The following is a 19,464-nucleotide window of genomic DNA, read 5'->3' as shown; positions in this document are numbered from 1 at the left end:
CAGCGAGCCCCGCGCCGGTTCAGTGCACAGGGTCGCGCTGGAAGCTCGCCTCGATGGCGCGCCGTGCATGGGTGACGACCTCGCCATCCAGAGGAGCCCGGCTCACCGCCTCGATGATTCCGTGGCCGACCGTCATGACGATATCGAGCGGCTTGATACCGATCTGCTCACCGACATGATTGACCAGACACAGACGATAGCGGCCCTCCATGGAGAGCGCATATCCCGAAGCGATCGAAATCCATCCCTCGAACCCGACGCAGAGCGGCGCATCCTCGAACGCGGTCTTCACGTCGTGGCGCAGGAACCTGTTAAGCGCGAAGAAGAAAACGCCCTGTCCCTGTTCGTCCACGCAGGCGAGCGACATCGTTCCGGCCCGCTCGAGATGGCGCAGGAAGCCCCAGCCACGAACGAACAGATTGCTGTCATCGGTCAGAAGCGGCGGCGGATCGCCGATCAGACCGCTCAGGGAGTCGATATAATGCTGGAATTCGTGATCGCCCTGCAGGGAGACGGGATCGCCCTGGAGGCGGCTTAGCTTGATGCCACGCAGCTGCCCGTCGGCATGGGAGACACGGTCGAAATCGCGCATGATCTGGTCGTTGGAGGCGCGCTCCACGTCGATTTCCCCGATCTTGCCGTCCTTGATCGAGATCCGTACCGGCGTGACCATGAACGCGCCGGCCCCGTTCACGATATTGACGAGCGCAACCCGGAAACGGCCCTCGCACCACTTGCCCCTGAGCGCGGCCTGACCGGCAAAGCCGGCGCGACGCGGCGCACCCGGATAGCTCGCCAGAACGTCGCCGCGTGCCTCGCGGATACAGGGCAGGAAGATCATGGGCGTGTTGTCGTCGCCGATCAGAACCGCATACATCGACCCTGCCGAGCTCACCCCGGGCAGGACATGCCAGCCGCGGATGTGGAACTCGTAGGCTCCGGCGAAATCCTCGGGTTCCTGCTCGGCGAAGACCAGATGGCAGACATCGTCGATATAGTATTCGGCCCCCTGGATGGAGAACCAGTCCGTGACACGCTCCGGCAGCTCGACCGAGAGATCGCGGATGGTCGGCGGATCGAAGATGTGACGCGGCGGCGCCTGATGACGCCAGGAGGCGTGAGGCAGGAGATGGACCTGACCGGCATCGATCTGCATCTCCGCCGTGCCGAGCTCGCGCACGGGTGCCGCACTCTGATAGACGCCGCGCATATCCTCGACATAGGTCTCTGCCTGGGTCCAGAGCGCGGGAGAGATATTCCCCATGATGGTGCGACGGACCGTCTCCGACGAGCGGAGGAGCTCGAGACGTTCGAGCACCATATTGGCCCGACCGATCGGCACCTTGAAACCCGTCACGCCGTCCTCGACGCGATCGCCGAGCGCGCCGACATCGGTCACGATCGGAATGAGACCGTTCTGCCAGGCCTCCGAAAGCGAGATGCAGTAAGTCTCCGGCCATATCGACAGGTTGAGCGCGACATCCGCAACCTGAAGTGCTGCGATGTCACCCGCATTGTAGCGGCCATAGACCTTCACGTTCGGTCGCGGCTTGCCGTTGATCACGGCATCGTATTCGGGGTGGATATAACCGAAGATATGGAACTCGAAATGATCGGGATGGGCGATCTCGATCAGATTGAGAATGGTATCGGCCCCCTTCGTCCGCAGGAAATTGCCCACGATCGCGACACGCAACGGTCTCTCTCCCAGAGGCTCATAACGCTTGGGGACGATCGGAATGGTATTTTCCGGCGAAGGAATGCCGAGGGTCAGACTCTGCTTGCTGTCGAGAACCGGGTAGATCTCGTGAGTCAGATCGCGCGAGTGCCGTGTTCCGAACAGGATCAGATCGACGGAATGGAGCATTTTCGCGATGAAGGCGCGACGGGTCTGCTCACCGCCATATTCGATGTTTTCGGCAACCTTGAGAATGATGTCGCTCGCGACCACCGACTTCACCTCGTCCTCGACATAGCGAAGATCCTGGTTCAGCAGATTGTACCGCGAGGAGATCAGCCAGAAATCATGCGCCGAAAACACGACGCCCGCACCGCAGGCCTTGGCGATGATCGGCAGGGAAAGCGCGTGATGTCCGAGATGCTGGAAATGGACGATGTCGAAATTGTACTGGCTGATGGCGTTGGAGAAGGCCATTTCCTCCGGGCCGTCGCACATGGCGTCCATCCAGCCCACTTCCGGCACGTCGTATCGCTCGACTTCCTGACCGTTTGCCGTCGTCAGGCGACAATGCGTTCCGCGGCGCAACCAGTAGAAGAACTCGATCTCGCGACCGAGCATCGAACACAGGGTCTGCTGATAGACCTCCACGCCCCCCCAGGCCGCTTCGTGGATCGTCGAATGGGTGCACATGAGCACGCGCAGACGCCGCCTGCGCGGGGCGAGCGCGGTACCGGGCAGGGATCGACCGAAATTCGCTCCCGTGATCTCCGCCATGCGCCTCAGGCGATGCTCGTAGAGATGCCCCTCCAGCGCCGATTTCTGGGCGGCCTGCGCCGTTTTGCGACGAAGATCGGCATCCGAGAGCAGGGCTGCGACGGCAGCGACGACACCATCGATGTCACGCGCGAGGAACGTGCCCTCGATTTCGGAGAAATACTGCGCGTCCATGCTCTCGGGCGCTTCGACGACCTGGGCGGCGCCGGCGAGGGCGAGTTCGAAAAACCGCGGTCCGGGAGCCGTCGCCTGGCTGATATCGCCATGGCTCGCATAATCGCGGAACATGGTGAGCGTCACCGCACTCGCATTGGCGAAATCGATGAATGCCTCGTGACTGACCGGACGCTGGATCGCCAGCTCGGCGAGGTCGGCCGGAAGCGGAGGCAGATACTCGTTTCCGGGGCAGATCAGCTTGAGTCGTGCCCCGGGGAAGGCTGCGATGATGCGGCGCAGGGTCTCGACACGGTTCGGCCACATCGTTCCGGCGAAGAAGATGTCGTAATCGAGCTGTTCCGCGTCCCTGACGTCGCGCTGGTGGATCGTCCGGCTCGAGGCGAGCGGCAGATAATGCCCCTTCCCCCGGTAGTAATCGGCACAGGACGGATCGTTGGTGAAGACGTAATCGAAGAGACCGGCATTCTCGACATTGAAATCGCGCATGAACGGATCTTCGAACGTCCAGAGTATCATCGTCCTGAAAGCGGGACGGATACGGCGCATGAGCTGGGTATTGATGCGCTGGCCGTCGATACAGATCAGCGTGTCATGCTCGCCCGAGGCTGCTGCGGCCGCCAGACTCATATTGTCGGCCAGCACGATCTGATCGGCACCGAAGATCGCCCGGGCCGCGCGCTCCACCGCCAGGGTCAGGTAGGAGTTGGGATTATGGGTATAGTTCGTATTGTAGATGACAGCCATGAATCCCCCGCCAGCGATCGCGCATTCCAGTAAGAGCCGAGCCACGCCCGCCCGTCACATGCAAGAAGGCTTTAAACGAAAGACAGTGCCCGCAAAAGTCTTCGTGTCCGGATTTCGGATTATGTTCGGTGTCTGTTGTACAAGAAAAAATAAAAGGGCTGCCGAAGCAGCCCTTTCATAATGTTTCTGAACGCTGAGGCGCGATCAGGCTTCCGTGTTGCGACGACGGATTGCCGCACCCAGAATGTCACCCAGCGAGGCACCGCTATCGGACGAGCCGTACTCGTTGATGGCGGCCTTGTCTTCCTCGACCTCACGGCCGCGGATGGTCAGGGCCAGCTTGCGCGAGGCGCGATCGACGGAAACGACCTTCGCATCCACCTTCTCGCCGACCGCGAAGCGCTCGGGGCGCTGCTCGGCCTTGTCACGCGCCAGCTCTGCACGACGGATGAAGCCGGTCAGGACGTCGTCCACCTTCACTTCGATACCGTTGGTCTGGACCGAGGTCACGACGCAGGTGACGATATCGCCCTTGTGGACGCGCGACAGCGTGTCGGCAGCAGGGTCTTCATGCAGCTGCTTGATACCGAGAGAGATACGCTCCTTCTCGGCATCGACGTCGAGCACCTTGGCCTGAACGACCTGACCCTTCTCGTACTTGGCCATGGCGGCTTCGCCGGCTTCGTCCCAGGAGAGGTCGGACATGTGAACCATTCCGTCGATATCGGCAGAGAGACCCACGAACAGACCGAATTCGGTGATGTTGCGGATTTCGCCTTCGATGGTCGAACCGACCTTGTGCTCTTCGGCGAACTGCTCCCACGGGTTGCGCTGGACCTGCTTCAGGCCGAGCGAGATACGACGCTTGGCGCTGTCCACATCGAGCACCATGACGTCGACTTCCTGCGAGGTCGCGACGAGCTTGCCCGGATGGACGTTCTTCTTCGTCCAGGACATCTCGGAAACGTGCACGAGGCCTTCGACACCCGGCTCGAGCTCGACGAACGCACCGTAATCGGTGATGTTCGTGACACGACCCGTGTAACGCGCGCCCGGCGGATACTTGATCGCCACGTTCTCCCAGGGATCGGCCTCGAGCTGCTTCATGCCCAGCGAGATACGCTGCGTGTCGGAGTTGAAGCGGATGACCTGAACGCGAACCGGCATGCCGATCTGCAGGGCTTCGGACGGATGGTTGATGCGCTTCCAGGCGATGTCGGTGACATGCAGGAGGCCATCGACGCCACCGAGATCGACGAATGCACCGTAATCGGTGATGTTCTTGACCACGCCGTCGAGGATCATGCCTTCCTTCAGGCCCTGGATCAGCTCGGAACGCTGCTCTGCACGGGTCTCTTCAAGAACGGCGCGACGCGAGACAACGATATTGCCACGGGCGCGATCCATCTTGAGGATCTGGAAAGGCTGGGGCTGGCCCATGAGCGGAGCGACATCGCGCACGGGGCGGATATCGACCTGGCTGCCCGGAAGGAACGCCATGGCGCCGCCCAGATCGACCGTGAAGCCGCCCTTGACGCGACCGTAGATCGTGCCGTTGACGCGCTGGTTGTTGGCGAAAGCGCGCTCGAGCGAGGTCCATGCCTCTTCGCGACGTGCCTTCTCGCGCGACAGCACGATGGAGCCGTCACGGTCTTCGTAGCGCTCGACATAAAGCTCGATCACATCGCCCGGACGCACGTCGGGCGCAGTGCCCGGAGGTCCGAATTCCTTGAGCGAAACGCGACCTTCGCTCTTGAGGCCGACATCGACGATCGCGAATTCATCCGTCAGGCGAATGACGCGACCGGTGACGACGGAGCCGTCAAAGCCCGTGTCCTGGCCGAGGGTTTCGTCAAGAAGAGCAGCGAAGTCTTCGACGGTATTGGTGGCTGAAGCCATGTGTTTTCGTAATCCTGGGCCGATCCTGAAGATCGGGCCATTGTCTGCGCCCGCCGGAATTGCAGACGTCTTGCTCGTGATCGTCGGCCGCCCATGAGCCGGAAAGGAAACCTGCCTGCATCGATGAGGGGCAGGCAAGCGCAGGCGGCGATGCGCTGGTGATCGTCAGACACCCGCAAAGGGGCCGATGTCAACCAAAACCTTGGGAGTCCGATGCCTTCCGGGCAATAAAGCTGGCTTCAGGACGGAAACCGTGCCCTCACGAGGCCGAGTACATGATCGAGCACGGCCCCGGCATCGAGATGATCCGTCTCGACCAGAAGCGCATCCTCCGCACGCCGGAGCGGGGAAACCGGTCGCTCCGCGTCCTTGCGGTCGCGCGTTTCGATCTCCTCGGTGAGCCGTGCGAGGGCGTCCCGGTCGGGGGGCGCATCGCCATGCAATTGCTGGAAGCGGCGCAGGGCGCGCACCGGTGCGCTCGCGGTCACGAAGAGCTTCAGATCCGCGTCCGGAAAGACCACGGTCCCGATATCGCGTCCGTCGATCACCGCGCCGCTCGCCGTCGCGAAATCGCGCTGACGGCGGAGAAGCGCCGCCCGCACGGCGGGCTGGGTCGCAACCGCGCTCGCCCCGCGATCGATTTCGGGAACACGCAGGTCGCTGCGGGTCAGATCGTCGGGCTGAAGGCGCTGGGCGATTGTCTCTCCGGCATCCTGCGCAGGATCGAGACCGGCAAGGATCATCTGACGCGCAACGGCCCGATAGAGAAGCCCGGTATCGAGATGAGGCAGGCGGAGAGCGGCGGCGAGCGATTTGGCAAGCGTTCCCTTGCCCGCAGCGGCAGGCCCGTCGACGGCAATGATAAGGCGCATCAGAGCTCGGCTCCGATCCCGGCCATGAGACCGACAAAACCGGGAAAACTGGTATTGATGAAACCCGTATCGTCCACCCGGACAGGGCTCTCCGCCGCCAGACCGAACACGATCGCGCTCATGGCGAGCCGATGATCCATCTTCGTTTCGACGAGCCCCCCGCCGAGACCGGACGGCCCACCTCTGCCCTCGATGATCATGTCGTCTCCCTCGACGCGCACTACGGCACCATTGACGCGAAGCAGGGCCACGGTGGCGGCGAGACGGTCGCTCTCCTTCACGCGCAGCTCATCGAGTCCCCGCAGGCGCGAAACACCGCTGGCAAAGGCGCAGGCGACGGCGAGCACCGGATATTCGTCGATCATGGAGGGCGCCCGGTCGGCCGGAACATCCACGCCATGCAGGGCGGCACTGCGCACGACGATATCGCCGACAGGCTCTCCCCCCTCTATGCGCGCATTCTCGATATCGAGCACCGCGCCCATCTCCCTCAGGGTCTGGAAAAGGCCTGTCCGGAGCGGATTGAGTCCGACACCGGGCAGACGGATTTCCGATCCCGGAACCAGAGACGCGGCCACGATGGGAAACGCCGCCGAAGACGGGTCGGCCGGGACAACCACATCGCGCGCGGTCAGTTTCGCAGGCCCGGTCAGGGTGATCACCCGCCCGCCCGTATCGGTGCGACCGACCTCGACCGGCACACCGAAATGACGCAGCATGTTTTCCGTATGGTCGCGTGTGGCGACCGGCTCCTCGACCCGCGTTCTGCCTCTGGCGTTCAGCCCCGCCAGAAGGATGGCGGACTTGACCTGGGCGGATGCCACCGGGAGACAATAGGTCAGCGGAGCGGCCTCACCGGTCCCGATGATCGCCATGGGGAGTTTCTCTCCCTTGCGGGTCGCAAAGCAGGAGCCGTTCCCCGAAAGCGGCTGCGTCACCCGCCGCATCGGCCGGCTGCGCAGACTGGCGTCGCCTGTCATGAAACTCGTGATGGCATGGCTGGAGAGAATACCCGAGAGCAGCCGCGCGGCAGTGCCGGAATTGCCCATATCGAGCACGTCTTCCGGCTCCTGCAGGGCACCGACCCCGCTCCCGTCGATCACCCAGCGATCGCCCTCGCGTGCGATCCTCGCGCCGAGCGCCCGCATCGCATCGGCCGTGCGCAGGACATCTTCCCCCTCCAGCAATCCCGTGACGACGGTACGCCCCTCGGCAAGGGAGGCCAGCATCAGCGCCCGGTGACTGATGGATTTGTCTCCCGGGACACGAATCGTGCCCGCGAGCGGGGCCGGGTTGCGCGACACGGTCAGGGGGAGAACGGGGCTGGAAGAGTGGTTCTGCATGATAGCGTTCATTCCGATGCAGCGATCGAACTGTCAATCGCCCGATGGCGGGTTTGCGCCGCTTTTATCACGGAAGCGGGATGTTGCATTTGACATCCCCGGCACAAGCTGGCATGGCCCCGTGCTTCGCGGCGCGAGCCGTTCTCCTTCCTTTCAACCGGTTCAGGATCGACAGGTAGTCATCATGGCAAAACCAGAACTCGGTCTGAAGCGCGTCTGCGTCTCCTGTGGCGCGCGTTTCTACGACCTGAATCGCGCTCCCGCGATTTGTCCCAAATGCGGTGCAGAGCAGCCCAGCGATCTGCCCCTGCCCAAGCGCGGTGGCGACGTGCCCCCCGACCAGACCAAGAACGAGCCCAAGAGCGACGAGGAAGACATCGACGTCGATCTGGATTCCGACGACGATGCCGATGAGGACGTCATGGAAGACGCCTCGGATCTGGACGACGATGACGACGATCTCGGATCGGAGATCGAAGTCACCACCGATAACGACGACAACGAAAACTGATGTTTTCAGGAAAAGCCGGTCTGACCGGCTTTTTTCTTTTGACCATGACGCCCTTCCCTTCGATGGCCGAAACGGCCGCGCATCTCGGCCATGCGCTCGCGACCCGCGACAGCGCCACAGCGGTTCTGCAGGACTATTGTCGTCATGCGGCTCCGGGGCTTCGCATACGCGCCGTATCGCTCCCGACCGGAAACGGTGCGCCACCTGACGATCTGCGCAAAAACCTCGCCATTGGCAGCGATGAGCCGATCGCCCTGAGACATGTCAGCCTGCGCTGCGGCAATATCGCGCTCTCGGATGCGTGGAACTGGTATGTTCCGTCCCGCCTGACCCCGGCCATGAACAGGTCTCTGGACACGACCGAAATCCCTTTCGGTCGGGCCGTGGCCGCACTCGGTTTTCGGCGGGTCCCCCTGACGAGCGCCACGAACGCCCTGCCTGAGGCGGTCCTCCTTCGCAATACGGCCCTTCTCCTGCGTGGTTCGGACGACCTGCCGATCGCACTCGTTCAGGAGACCTATCTCGCCTCGGGCTTCGCGGCACTCGCTCGCCCCCGCAACGCTCATCCCGCCGACTCCCACCCGGGCACGGGCACGGGCGCGGGCGCCTGCTCCGGCTTCAGCCCCGACGCCGCTGCATTGCCGTCTCGCGCGCAGACCTCTTGCACGACGCGATCCCTGCCGGAATCCTCACCGGAATCCCCGCCAGAATCCCGGACGGAGCGATAACCCCGCCCGTCTAGAGGGACGAACGCCGCCGCTCGCGCCAGAGCGAGACGAGTTCGGACCAGCGGGCACGCACGGCAGGCGCGATACGATCATCCGCCTGAACGAGCTGGTCGCTCTGCTCTACATAGGCGGCGGACTGCGCGCGAAACCGCGTCTCGATCTCCTCGACGGCTGCATCGACACCGGGGATAGAGCGGAGCCGGCGGATCTCGCGCTGTATATCCCCGGCCAGAACGGCGGCGGGCTGGGTGCCACCCAGGGAGAAGCGTTCCGTAAACAGGGCGAATATGCCGGGATTGTTGTAGCGGAAATGCTTTTGCGTCAGAACGCCGTTGCAGTCGTTCTCACCCCGGGCGAACTTCCAGACATATTCTTCCAGAGAGCGGACATGATAATGGCAGACCATGGCGTTGACGGTCGGCTGGGCGATGAAATTGATATCGTGATCCGTCAGATCCCCGGTCCTGTGCTGCTCCCCGTCGATCGTCATGAACGGAACGACGCGCCGCTCGCGTGAGGTCGGGTGATGTGCGGCGGCCCCGGTAAACCGGTCCGTACGAAAGACGCTCTTGATCAGGGGGTGATGTTCCGTCTGGACGAATCGCTCCGCCGAGAGGCCGGGCTGCCATTCGATATGCCCGTTCGGCGTCATGACGCGCCATGAAATGGCCAGCGCCTCCGCCCCTTCGCGCTCGCGCGCCGCGACGAGCGGAGGGAGCATATGGTCGCTATGTTCCGACGGCAGAACGACCTCGTCGAGATCGACCACGAGACACCAGCGATAATCCAGCAATTCCGGCACCATGTTCAATGCATGGTTATAGGCCTTGTCCTGCATGTTGATTCTGGCGGGCGAGGCTCCGGTATTGTCGATCCAGACGATCTCGCCGGCCTCGGCCAGAAGACGCAGGAGATGGTCGGAACCGTCCGTCAGATCGTTGGTGTAGATGAAGAACTGCTCGACACCGATACGCCGGTGATGGGCGATCCACTCGAGCAGATAGAGGCCTTCGTCCCGCGCCGTGGCGAGCAGGGCGAGCGCATGACGGGGCTCGGGGCGACGGCGCGCTTCGCTGACGAGTCGCCCGCCCTGCATATAGGGACTCTCCGCAAGACCGTTCTCGTGAAAGCCGAAGAAGTCGAAACGCGCATCGGCGCGCTGGATCGAGCGGGTCTCGCGGGTTTCTTCCCATTCTCCCAGCGCCGAGAGCGCTTCGGCAACCCAGTCTCCATGAGGAAGGGCGTCCAGCAGCCTCCTGCACGCCCCACCGACCGAATCCTGCCCCGCGCCGTCACGGCGCGTGAAGAGGGAAACGAACGACGAACGTACCCGCTCATCCACGAGCTCGAGCACGAGCGCGAGCATGAGGGGCTGGAACGAGGGAGGAAACCGCAGCAGAACCGCAAGCAGGCCCCGGGGATCGCCCAGGCTCTGGCACAGCTCCGCGCAAAGCGCAGCGAAGTCGCGCATCTCCACCGTCGGGAAGTCCTGAACCGGTTCGAAATGGAAACGCTCCCAGTCGGAAATCGCGGTCCGGTTTTCCGGCACGCGCCCCGTATTGTGCTCGGCCGAGAGAAAACATGCCGAGCCCCAGGGTTTGAACGCGACGGCCTCATGATCCAGCGCGACGATCGAGAGAGGACGAAGGCCGGGCACCCATCCCGCACGACCGAACGCAGCCGGCATATCGGGCCAGGGACGATCGGTCCTGACGAGCAGAGCGAGATCGGTCCTGTTTCCGAAACGGAATGCCAGTGTCTCCCCGGAGGATTCCGGCCCCTCGCGATGCGACAGCTCTCGCCCTGCCACGTCGAGGCTCAGCAGGGTCCCGTGACAGGTCCTGACGCGCGACACATGACACAGGGTGCGCATTCCGTTTGCGAGGCGGGACTCGAAGCTCATCGTTGTATCCATTCCGGTTTCCGTCTCACGATCTAGGCCCGCCATTGCAGATGCTGGCCGCCGTCGAGCGCCAGCATCTGTCCGGTCACTGACGGCATCGCGAGGAAGGCGAGGCAGGCCGTCACGATCTCCTGCAGGTCCGCGCCCCTTTGCAAAGGCGATCTTGCACACATCGCCTCGAAATGCGCGAGGCTTTGCCCCTTCGCGGGCAGGACTGGCCCCGGGCCGATGGCATTGACCCGGATTCTGGGCGCAAGCGCACCTGCCATCGTCTGGGTCAGGGTCCATAACCCGGCCTTGGCGAGGGTGTAGCTCGTGAAATGCGGCGTGAGATTCCAGACTCGCTGGTCGAGCAGGTTGAGCACCATGCCCTCGGCTCCCTCCGGGAGGAGGCGGGCGAACTCCTGGATCAGCACGAAAGGCGCGCGCAGATCGACCTCCATATGACGATCCCATGAGGATCGGGTGACCGTATCCCACTCGTCACGTTCGAACACCGACGCATTATTGACCAGAACGCCGACAGGGCCGAGCGCCTCGGTCGCACGTCCGACCAGCCTTGCGGTCTCATCCTCCTGCGCGAGATCGGCCTCGAGCACGCAACCCGGCACGTCGAGCGTGTCGAGCAGGGCCTGCGCCTCATCCGGGGCGCTCCGGCAATGCAATGCGATCGAAAACCCTTCAGCGGCCAGCGCCTCCACGAGCGCCCGACCGATCCGGCGAGCCCCGCCGGTGACGAGGGCCACACGGGGCATGGCCATACAGGGCATAGACGCAGAGCCCCGACCGCCGGTTCGGGGGTCCCCGGTCCCTGTCATGCCGGCCGCCGGGCCGAAAGCGCCGCTGCGAGCGTCCCGTCATCGAGCACATCGAGCGCCCCCCCGATGGGCACACCATGACCGACACGGGTGACGGTGACACCGCTATCGGCAAGACGGTCCTGAAGCCAGTGGGCCGTGGTCGCGCCCTCGACGGTCGCACCGAGTGCCAGGATCACCTCCCGGACGCCTCCCGAAGCGACGCGCTCCATGAGAGAGCGGGTATTGAGATCGTCCGGCCCCGTCCCGGACAAGGCCGACAGAACCCCGCCCAGAACCTGATAGGTACCGGGATGCAGCCGGGACCGCTCCAGCGCCCAGAGGTCACCGACCGTCTCGACCACGCAGATCAATCCCCTGTCCCGGGCCGGATCGGCGCAGATGCTGCATGGATCGCTGCTATCCAGCGTTCCGCAGACATGACAGGTCCGCACCGATTTCGCAGCCGCCTCCATGGCCTGCGCGAGAGGGAGCAGACGGGTCTGGGGCGACCGGAGCAGGGTCAGAGCCGCACGACGCGCCGAGCGTGGCCCGAGGCCCGGCAGCCGCGAGAGAAGCTGGATCAGCCGCTCGACATCACCACCACCCATCATTGCCCTCCTTCGTGCATTGCAGGGATGACCGCTCTCCGCCGCCCGACAGGGGCGACAAGGCTCAGAACGGGAATTTCAGACCGGCGGGCAGATCGATCCCGCCCGTCACCTTGCGCATCTCCTCCGCATTCGCCGCCTCGACCTTGGTCCGGGCATCGGCAAAGGCCGCGATGACGAGATCCTGCAGCATCTCGACCTCGTTGGGATCGACCAGCTTCGGATCGATATGCAGCTTTTTCATGTCGCCCTTGCCGCTCAGAGTGACCGTGACGAGACCGGCACCGGCGGCGCCTTCCACGGTCATCGCGTTCAGCGTGTTCTGGACTTCCTCCATGCGGGATTGCATCTGCGAGGCCTGTTTCATCAGTCCGGCGAGATTTTTCATCTGTTCAAGATCCTTTGCTGTGCTGGAACTGGCTGTAGCCCAAACCCGCGACGCCCGAAACCTCCGGCACCCTGCATCCGGTGCCCTGAATTCGGCGCCCTGAATCCGGCCGTCCGGTTCGCGACGTCTGCCGACATCCTGCGGAAAAGCCTCCGCCCCGAAGGAAGGCGTCAGAAGGCCCCGTCGAGATCGTGCCAGTCCCCGTCTTCCATCAGATCGGCATCGAGCGGGGCAAAGTCCAGATCCGGAACGGAAGGCTCTGCCGACCAGCTCGCAAGATCCTCGAGATCTTCCGGTGGCAGACCGTATTCGTCGAGCGAGAGATCCTTCGGCTCGCCGACCCGTGCATCGGGAAAGACCTCGAGAATGGCTTTCAGCAAGGGATGGGCGTGAAGCTCCTCCCGCCGCAATGCGACGATCTCCGCCCCCTGCTCATCGAGGGTCGGCTCGCCTTCCTCCTGCGAGAGCACGACGCGCCACTGACCCGGATAGATGCGCTCGAGCAGGGCCTGAAGACGCGCCTCGGTGCGCAGCGGCGTGCCGCGCGCAAGGCGCAAGACGACCTGAGGCGGGTCGAACCGGACGAGATGGGCCGAGTGCCGCAGCAGACCATGAAGCATCGGCTCGGCCATGCGGGCAACGAATGCGACCATTTCGCGCCATGAACGCAGAGGCGCCGGATCGTCCCTCTCCCGCCCGGATTCGGGCCGGGGCTGCGCATCCGGAAGATACGGTTCGGGTGAGCGGTCGAGGGCAGGAGACGCCTCCTCCGCGCAGACGACCCCGCCATTGGCGACGAGCCTGAGCGATGCGCGCGTGCCCTCGCCGGGGCCTGCTCCACCCGGATATCCGCCTCCGATGCCGCGCCCCACGGGACCGGAACCGTCCTGCCCCGCATGGGGAGAGCCGTCTCCGGGCGAAGCGGGGCCGGACCGCCCTGCCCCGGAATACGGATCACCGGCACGATCATTTCCAGAGGGGGCGTTTCCGGAAGGGACGTTTCCAGAGCCGGAGCCTACGGAACCTCCGGGCATGGAGGTTTCCCCGCCCGGTCGTTCGCTCCCCGACGATTCGCCGGACGACAGCTGCATGACAAGACGCGCCGCCCGTTCCGGCGTAGGCAGGGAGCTTGCATAGCAAAGCCGGATAAGGACCATCTCGGCGGCGGCCCTGCGATCGGGCGCCTGCTCGACCTCCTGAACCCCCTTGAGCAGGATCTGCCAGGCGCGGCCGAGTTCCGCATTCGGCAGACGATCCGCAAGCGAAGCCCCCCGGTCGCGCTCGGCCTCAGGCAGATCCCGACTCGTGCGCAGCGCCGGTATGGCCTTGAGGCGCGATATCGTGTGAACCAGATCGAGAAGATCGGTCAGGAGGAGTCCCAGATCCGCGCCCTGAGCGTAGGCCTGTCCGGTCAGGGTCAGAGCCTGTTCCGCCGCCCCTTGCATGAGCGCCTCGAACAGGTCGAATACGAGCTGCCGATCGGCCAGGCCCAGCATGTCGCTGACCATGGCGGCCTCGATCCGGTGTCCCTGCGTTCCACCCTGAGCCGGGTCCGAATCGCGTGCACTCCCGACATCGCCCCCGCCATCTCCCTCGCCTTCCCCCTGGGCGATCGCCTGGTCGAGAAGGGAGAGACCATCCCGGACCGAGCCGTCGGCCGCGCGCGCGATGAGCGAGAGCGCATCCTCCGAGAACGCCACCGATTCCTTGCGCGCGATGGCCGCGAAATGCTGCATCAGGATGTCCTGGGACACGCGACGCATATCGAATCTCTGACAACGCGACAGCACGGTGACGGGAACCTTGCGCAGCTCCGTCGTGGCAAAGATGAACGTGACCTGCTCGGGCGGCTCCTCGAGCGTCTTCAGAAGGGCGTTGAACGCATTGCGGGAAAGCATATGGACTTCATCGATGATGAAGACCTTCATGCGTGCCTGCATGGGGCGGAAACGCGTGGCCTCGATGATCTCGCGTATATCGTCCACACCGGTGCGTGAGGCGGCATCCATCTCGAGCACGTCGGGATGACGATCGGCCAGTATGGCCGTGCAATTCGCACAGACTCCGCAGGGATCGGCCGTCGGCCCGCCCTTGCCATCCGCGCCGATGCAATTGAGCGCACGCGCGATGATCCGGGCCGTCGTGGTCTTGCCGACGCCGCGTACCCCGGTCAGCATGAAGGCATGCGCGACCCGCCCGAGCTGGAAGGCCCGGCGAAGGATGCGGATTGTCGCATCCTGGCCGATCAGATCGTCGAAATTCAGGGGTCTGTATTTGCGGGCAAGGACGCGATAGGGGCTGCCACGGGGTGCAACGGTATCGACGGGCGTATCGCCCGCTGCGCCGGCTTCCGGCCCGGCTCCGAAGAAACCGCCCCCCTCATCGGGAGGCAGAGGCAGATCGCCGCTCTCGTCAGGTGCCATCGGGGACGTCATGCATCCACCGGACATATCGTCGATTCGGGAGGGTGGGAGGCCGAACACATGACCCGAACAAAACTCACTGCGGCTGCTTCCTTCCGGACCTGACCGGGTTCGCAAGGCGCCCGTCCAAGGCCGACCTCCCGGTGCAGGGTTAACACCATTCGGACCTCCCCGCGCAAGGGGGCCGACACTCTTTTTTGCGAAATCGCCCAAATCCGGGATCCGCGGTATCCGGGATCCGCCGAACCCCGGACCCGCCGGATATCAGAAGCCGATAGCGGCGCCCCCTTCGTGACGGCGGTCCCACCCTCCATAGAGGCCGCCCGTCTCCGGCGCATGCGCGGACGGACGACCGAAGAGGATACCCTCGGCGATTCCCCAGGGCTTGTGCGGCGACAGGGCATATCCCTCGATCTGGAGCTGCTGCATGACATCGGGCGTCAGGGCGCGCGGCTCGAGTTCGATCGCGCTCGGCTGCCACTGCTCATGGATACGGGGAAGGTCGATCGCCTGCTGGATATCGAGCCCCCCGTCGATCACACCGAGCACGACAGACAGGATGATGGTCGGGATGCGCGACCCGCCCGGGCTTCCGATGACCATGAACGGTTTGCCGTCATGCGAGACCACTGTCGGCGCCATGGAGGAGAGCGGTGTCTTTCCCGGAGCGATCGCGTTGGCTCTGGATCCGACGATCCCGAACATGTTCGGACTGCCGGGTTTGGCCGAGAAATCGTCCATCTCGTCATTCAGGAAAAAGCCGGTGGAGGAACCGATGACCCCCGCGCCGAACCAGCCATTGAGCGTGTAGGTCGCAGAAACGGCAAAGCCTGAACGATCGGCGACGGAGAACTGCGTCGTTTCATGCTTCTCCCGCGAGGGAGCTTGCGTCTCGCCCGTCCCGACGGGAAGAGCCACTCCCGCACGCAGCGTCGCGGAATCGAGCGCATGATGAGCGGGTATTCCCTCGCGTATCCGGGCGGCATAGGCCGGATCGAGAAGATGCGTGATCGGGTTTTTAACAAAGGCCGGATCGCCCAGATCGCGACGATCCGAATAGGCATGACGCATGGCCTCGACCTGACGCTGGACGCCTTCGGTGCTCCGCAGCCCGAGTTTTCCGAGATCGTATCCCGAGAGGATATCGAGCATCTCGCACAGCGCGACGCCGCCCCCGCTCGGCGGTGGGGCCGTATCGACGACATAGCCCCTGTACGAGCAGCGCAAGGTCGGCAGCTCCCGGGGACGATAGCCCGCGAAATCCGCAAGCCTCAGGATCCCGCCGCCCTTGCGGCTGCTTTGTACGATGCGTCGGGCGATTTCGCCCTTGTAGAAGGCATCCGCCCCCCCGGCTGCGATCGCCCGCAACGAATGCGCAAGGTCTTTCTGGACCAGGCGGTCTCCCACATCGAGCGGCGAGCCATCGGCATGAAGGAAGATACGCCGCGCCTCCGGATCCTTGCGGAAGACCTCGGTGCTCGTCCGCAGGAGGGCGACGTCTCCTGCATCGAGCACAAATCCCCGCTCGGCCAGCGCGATCGCCGGTGCCATCACCTGCGCGCGGCTCATCCGTCCCCAATGACGCCGGATATCCTCGAGACCGGCCACGGTACCGGGGATACCCACGGCGCGCCAGCCGCTGACCGAAGCGTCCTGATCCACCCGCCCCTGCGCATCCTGATACATGGTCGGGGTCGAAGCCCCCGGCGCATGCTCGCGGAAATCGACGAAGCGGGTCTTTCCGTCCGGCAGACGCAGCGTCATGAAGCCGCCGCCACCGAGATTCCCCGCAGCGGGATAGACCACCGCGAGCGCATAACCCACGGCCACAGCCGCATCGGCCGCATTGCCGCCCGCGGCGAGGATCTGACGCCCCGCCTCCGAAGCGAGATGCTGGGCCGAGACGACCATGCCCCTCTCGCCGAAAGCCGGTTCGAGCGGTTTGAGGGCAGGATTGACGGTACCGTATGCCAGCGGATCGGAAGCCAGCCCGGCAGGACCCGCATCCTGCGATGATGCAGCAAACCCTGCGCCGGGAGACAGGAGCGTGCCCGTCAGGAGGGAGAGAATGGCGGTTCGTCTGCGTATTCGCGTCAAGACGGTCTTTCCTTCGATCTCGATCCGGACGTGCCGGTCCTGCAAAAGCGCGTTTCGGGCGCCCTCAGCCGGCGATATAGGGCGGCCTGGTGTATCCGGCGGGAGAATGGGTGAAGATCTCGCATCCGTCCTTCGTCACGGCGAGCATGTGCTCGAACTGTGCGGAGAGGGACCGATCGCGCGTGACCGCTGTCCATCCGTCCTCGAGAATCTTGACGTCGGGACGACCGAGATTCAGCATGGGCTCGATCGTGAAGACCATTCCCTCACGCAGGACGAGCCCTTTGCCGGGCTTGCCGTAATGCAGCACGCTGGGCTCGGTATGAAATGCACGACCGATCCCGTGGCCGCAGAAATCGCGCACGACGGAAAGACGCTGCCCCTCGGCATAACTCTGGATCGCATGACCGATATCTCCGAGAGTCTTGCCGGGCGCCACCTCCGCGATACCGAGCATGAGGGATTTGTAGGTGGCCTCGACGAGCTTCTCCGCCTTGCGCGACGCCTGCCCCACCAGATACATGCGCGAGGTATCCCCGTACCATCCGTCAAGGATCGATGTGACGTCGATATTGACGGCATCTCCCTCCATCAGACGTCTCTCGCCGGGAATACCGTGACAGACGACATGGTTGATCGAGATACAGCAGGATTTGGGAAAACCCCTGTAATTCAAAGGGGCAGGCACTGCGCCATGATCGAGCGTGAACGCGTGAATCAGCGTGTTGAGCGCGTCGGTCGTCACGCCAGGGACGACATGGGGCGTGATCATGTCGAGCGTCGCAGCCGCGAGCTGACCCGCCTTTCTGAGGCCGACGAAATCCTCTTCCGTGTAAAGCGGGATACCCCGCGCGTTCGCGACGCTGTCCATTGCTCGCTCCAATTTCCTCGTAACCGGAGCGACGCTCCGTTTCGTTCCCTGATCACGGGAAAATGCGCCGCCTGCCGCCGGGGAGCAAGGCCGGAATGCAGGTTTTCGAAAAAGGGACGCCGCCTGCCCCAAGATACCGACCCGGAGAAAACCGGCCCGGGAAAACGGATTACTCCTTGACGGATCAGCCCTTCTGGTGACGGTGATGTTTCTTCGTGGAAACGACGTGACGCGACGTCGCCATCCGCACCTTGGCCGAGCTCACGCTGTGATGCGCCTTGCCGTGATGCACGGGCTTGTAGCGGCGCGATCCGCTCGGAGCTTCCGCCACCTCCACCACGGAGCTGCCATGGCTCTTTGCGGCGTGATGACGGTGGCGCGCTGCATTGCGTGCGAGCACGACCGGGGGATGCAAGGGCGCGACGGGCGCGACGCCCTCGGCGGAAAAGCCGCTATCGAGCAGAGACGTCATGATCTTGTTGCGCTGGGGATTGGATCGCGCACCGAGCACGACACCGACGATGCGTACGTTGCTGCGCACCGCCGAGGCGACCAGGTTATGGCCTGCCAGATCGGTATAGCCCGTCTTCATCCCGTCTGCCCCGGCATAGGTCTTCAGCATCGGGTTGTGATTGGGAATCAGACGCCCGTGAAAGCGGAAGCTCGTTTCGGAGAAGTAATGATAATATTCGGGGAAGTCGTGAATGAGCCGCTGGGACAGGACGGCCAGATCCCGGGCCGTCGTGACCTGATCCGGATCCGGCAGACCGGACGCATTGCGGAATGTCGTATTGGGCATACCGAGCGCGCGCGCCTGCTGCGTCATGATATTGGCGAAACGCGTCTCGTCCCCCCCACCGAGCAGTTCCCCGAGCGCACAGGCTGCGTCATTGGCGGATTTGGTCACCAGGCCGAGAATTGCCTGACGGACGACGAAACTGCTCCCCGGCACGAGGCCGAGCTTCGACGGCGATTGCGTCGAGGCATGAATGGAAACCGGCACGGGGGTGTCGAGCGTTATCTGCCCGGCACGCAGCGCCTTGAATGCGACGTAAAGGGTCATCAGCTTGGTGAGCGATGCCGGATAGCGCTGGAGATCCGCATCCACCTGGGAAAGGACCGCACCGCTATTGACGTCCACGACGAAGCTGCTGACATGTCCGCGATACTGCGCCTGGGCCACCCTCGGCATGGCGATCGCCCCGAGCGCGAAGCCGAAACCGAGCAGGATGTTCAGACGGCCCGCGCCCTTGCACCGCCTTCGCGCTTTCTGAGCCGTAGGAAGGCCGGTCATGGTTGCGGACTGCGTGCAGTAGGTCACTCGTGCCCCCGGGGATCGCTGGCGTTTGCCCATCATAGTCAGACGGATTTCGTGTCGTCCATCATGATCTGAAACAAATGCGTGGAAAATAAGGTCGACCGGAGCGGTTTCGCGAAATCTGCTCTTTTTGCCTCTTAGACCTTTCCCAAGCCGCGTCCGATCCCATATCATGGCAGACATGCAACACCTCCCCTTCCCCTCCGGCGCAACCGATTTTCCGGCCATGGCCCGGGAGCTTCGCGCAATGGGCGCGCCGTGCACGCAGGCAGCGGCCCGGGTGTCGGCGATCCGCGGGATATCCGCCCGGGGGAAAGACGCCCTGGA

At 64.0% G+C, this 19,464-nt stretch carries 14 protein-coding genes and 1 other RNA gene; 2 read left to right on the top strand and 13 right to left on the bottom strand.

What is annotated here, in order from left to right:
* Positions 1–19: 19 nt before the first annotated feature.
* From SSA02_RS02210 to aroA, 4 genes are all read right to left on the bottom strand, one after another.
* Positions 20–3,376: a glycosyltransferase family protein gene (locus SSA02_RS02210; RefSeq protein ID WP_147092650.1), complete on the bottom strand. Its 3,357-nt coding sequence runs from the start codon at positions 3,374–3,376 to the stop codon at positions 20–22.
* A gap of 204 nt (positions 3,377–3,580) precedes the next feature.
* Positions 3,581–5,275, bottom strand: a complete 1,695-nt coding sequence (gene rpsA / locus SSA02_RS02205; protein ID WP_147092270.1) for a 30S ribosomal protein S1 — start codon at positions 5,273–5,275, stop codon at positions 3,581–3,583.
* Between the two features lie 239 nt (positions 5,276–5,514).
* The gene (cmk, locus tag SSA02_RS02200; RefSeq protein WP_147092269.1) at positions 5,515–6,147 is read right to left on the bottom strand and encodes a (d)CMP kinase; all 633 of its coding nucleotides are present in this window, start codon (positions 6,145–6,147) and stop codon (positions 5,515–5,517) included.
* Positions 6,147–7,490 (bottom strand): 3-phosphoshikimate 1-carboxyvinyltransferase, encoded by a 1,344-nt coding sequence (aroA, locus tag SSA02_RS02195; protein WP_246103562.1) that lies wholly within the window; start codon positions 7,488–7,490, stop codon positions 6,147–6,149. The genes cmk and aroA overlap by 1 nt, the downstream gene beginning before the upstream one ends.
* Before the next feature lie 184 nt (positions 7,491–7,674).
* Between aroA and SSA02_RS02190 the strand changes: the two genes are divergently transcribed.
* Both SSA02_RS02190 and SSA02_RS02185 read left to right on the top strand, forming a co-directional pair.
* Positions 7,675–8,001 (top strand): TIGR02300 family protein, encoded by a 327-nt coding sequence (locus tag SSA02_RS02190; protein WP_147092267.1) that lies wholly within the window; start codon positions 7,675–7,677, stop codon positions 7,999–8,001.
* Positions 8,002–8,063: 62 nt separating this feature from the next.
* Positions 8,064–8,729 (top strand): hypothetical protein, encoded by a 666-nt coding sequence (locus SSA02_RS02185; protein ID WP_147092266.1) that lies wholly within the window; start codon positions 8,064–8,066, stop codon positions 8,727–8,729.
* Between the two features lie 10 nt (positions 8,730–8,739).
* Here SSA02_RS02185 and SSA02_RS02180 read toward each other — a convergent pair whose 3' ends face one another.
* From SSA02_RS02180 to SSA02_RS02140, 9 genes are all read right to left on the bottom strand, one after another.
* Positions 8,740–10,632 (bottom strand): glycosyltransferase family 2 protein, encoded by a 1,893-nt coding sequence (locus SSA02_RS02180; RefSeq protein ID WP_186807634.1) that lies wholly within the window; start codon positions 10,630–10,632, stop codon positions 8,740–8,742.
* Positions 10,633–10,664: 32 nt separating this feature from the next.
* Positions 10,665–11,393, bottom strand: coding sequence for an SDR family oxidoreductase (locus tag SSA02_RS02175; RefSeq protein WP_371859173.1), 729 nt, complete (start codon positions 11,391–11,393; stop codon positions 10,665–10,667).
* Between the two features lie 53 nt (positions 11,394–11,446).
* Positions 11,447–12,040, bottom strand: coding sequence for a recombination mediator RecR (gene recR, locus SSA02_RS02170; RefSeq protein WP_371859172.1), 594 nt, complete (start codon positions 12,038–12,040; stop codon positions 11,447–11,449).
* A gap of 64 nt (positions 12,041–12,104) precedes the next feature.
* Positions 12,105–12,428: a YbaB/EbfC family nucleoid-associated protein gene (locus SSA02_RS02165; protein ID WP_147092262.1), complete on the bottom strand. Its 324-nt coding sequence runs from the start codon at positions 12,426–12,428 to the stop codon at positions 12,105–12,107.
* A gap of 170 nt (positions 12,429–12,598) precedes the next feature.
* Positions 12,599–14,863, bottom strand: a complete 2,265-nt coding sequence (locus SSA02_RS02160) for a DNA polymerase III subunit gamma/tau (RefSeq protein ID WP_246103560.1) — start codon at positions 14,861–14,863, stop codon at positions 12,599–12,601.
* 32 nt (positions 14,864–14,895) lie between these two features.
* Positions 14,896–14,992, bottom strand: an RNA gene (gene ffs, locus SSA02_RS02155) — signal recognition particle sRNA small type.
* A gap of 123 nt (positions 14,993–15,115) precedes the next feature.
* Positions 15,116–16,894 (bottom strand): gamma-glutamyltransferase, encoded by a 1,779-nt coding sequence (gene ggt / locus SSA02_RS02150; protein WP_371859171.1) that lies wholly within the window; start codon positions 16,892–16,894, stop codon positions 15,116–15,118.
* A 118-nt stretch (positions 16,895–17,012) separates the two neighbouring features.
* Positions 17,013–17,819 (bottom strand): type I methionyl aminopeptidase, encoded by an 807-nt coding sequence (gene map / locus SSA02_RS02145; protein WP_147092261.1) that lies wholly within the window; start codon positions 17,817–17,819, stop codon positions 17,013–17,015.
* 184 nt (positions 17,820–18,003) lie between these two features.
* Complete coding sequence (locus SSA02_RS02140; protein ID WP_147092260.1) at positions 18,004–19,113, bottom strand: D-alanyl-D-alanine carboxypeptidase family protein; 1,110 nt, start codon at positions 19,111–19,113, stop codon at positions 18,004–18,006.
* Between the last annotated feature and the right edge of the window lie 351 nt (positions 19,114–19,464).

Origin of the sequence: Swaminathania salitolerans (genome assembly GCF_007988945.1) — a bacterium.
Lineage (GTDB): Bacteria > Pseudomonadota > Alphaproteobacteria > Acetobacterales > Acetobacteraceae > Swaminathania > Swaminathania salitolerans.
Note: the sequence above shows the minus strand (reverse complement) of the source record. Positions and strands in the feature narration are given on the sequence as shown.

What these genes read in the sequence shown, in the direction of transcription:
- rpsA (WP_147092270.1), bottom strand. Translation starts at nt 5,275, where the DNA reads ATGGCTTCAGCCACCAATACCGTCGAAGACTTCGCTGCTCTTCTTGAC.
- SSA02_RS02160 (WP_246103560.1), bottom strand. Translation starts at nt 14,863, where the DNA reads ATGACGTCCCCGATGGCACCTGACGAGAGCGGCGATCTGCCTCTGCCT.
- recR (WP_371859172.1), bottom strand. Translation starts at nt 12,040, where the DNA reads ATGGGTGGTGGTGATGTCGAGCGGCTGATCCAGCTTCTCTCGCGGCTG.
- SSA02_RS02165 (WP_147092262.1), bottom strand. Translation starts at nt 12,428, where the DNA reads ATGAAAAATCTCGCCGGACTGATGAAACAGGCCTCGCAGATGCAATCC.
- SSA02_RS02175 (WP_371859173.1), bottom strand. Translation starts at nt 11,393, where the DNA reads ATGGCCATGCCCCGTGTGGCCCTCGTCACCGGCGGGGCTCGCCGGATC.
- SSA02_RS02140 (WP_147092260.1), bottom strand. Translation starts at nt 19,113, where the DNA reads ATGACCGGCCTTCCTACGGCTCAGAAAGCGCGAAGGCGGTGCAAGGGC.
- aroA (WP_246103562.1), bottom strand. Translation starts at nt 7,490, where the DNA reads ATGCAGAACCACTCTTCCAGCCCCGTTCTCCCCCTGACCGTGTCGCGC.
- SSA02_RS02190 (WP_147092267.1), top strand. Translation starts at nt 7,675, where the DNA reads ATGGCAAAACCAGAACTCGGTCTGAAGCGCGTCTGCGTCTCCTGTGGC.
- cmk (WP_147092269.1), bottom strand. Translation starts at nt 6,147, where the DNA reads ATGCGCCTTATCATTGCCGTCGACGGGCCTGCCGCTGCGGGCAAGGGA.
- SSA02_RS02180 (WP_186807634.1), bottom strand. Translation starts at nt 10,632, where the DNA reads ATGAGCTTCGAGTCCCGCCTCGCAAACGGAATGCGCACCCTGTGTCAT.
- SSA02_RS02185 (WP_147092266.1), top strand. Translation starts at nt 8,064, where the DNA reads ATGGCCGAAACGGCCGCGCATCTCGGCCATGCGCTCGCGACCCGCGAC.
- SSA02_RS02210 (WP_147092650.1), bottom strand. Translation starts at nt 3,376, where the DNA reads ATGGCTGTCATCTACAATACGAACTATACCCATAATCCCAACTCCTAC.
- map (WP_147092261.1), bottom strand. Translation starts at nt 17,819, where the DNA reads ATGGACAGCGTCGCGAACGCGCGGGGTATCCCGCTTTACACGGAAGAG.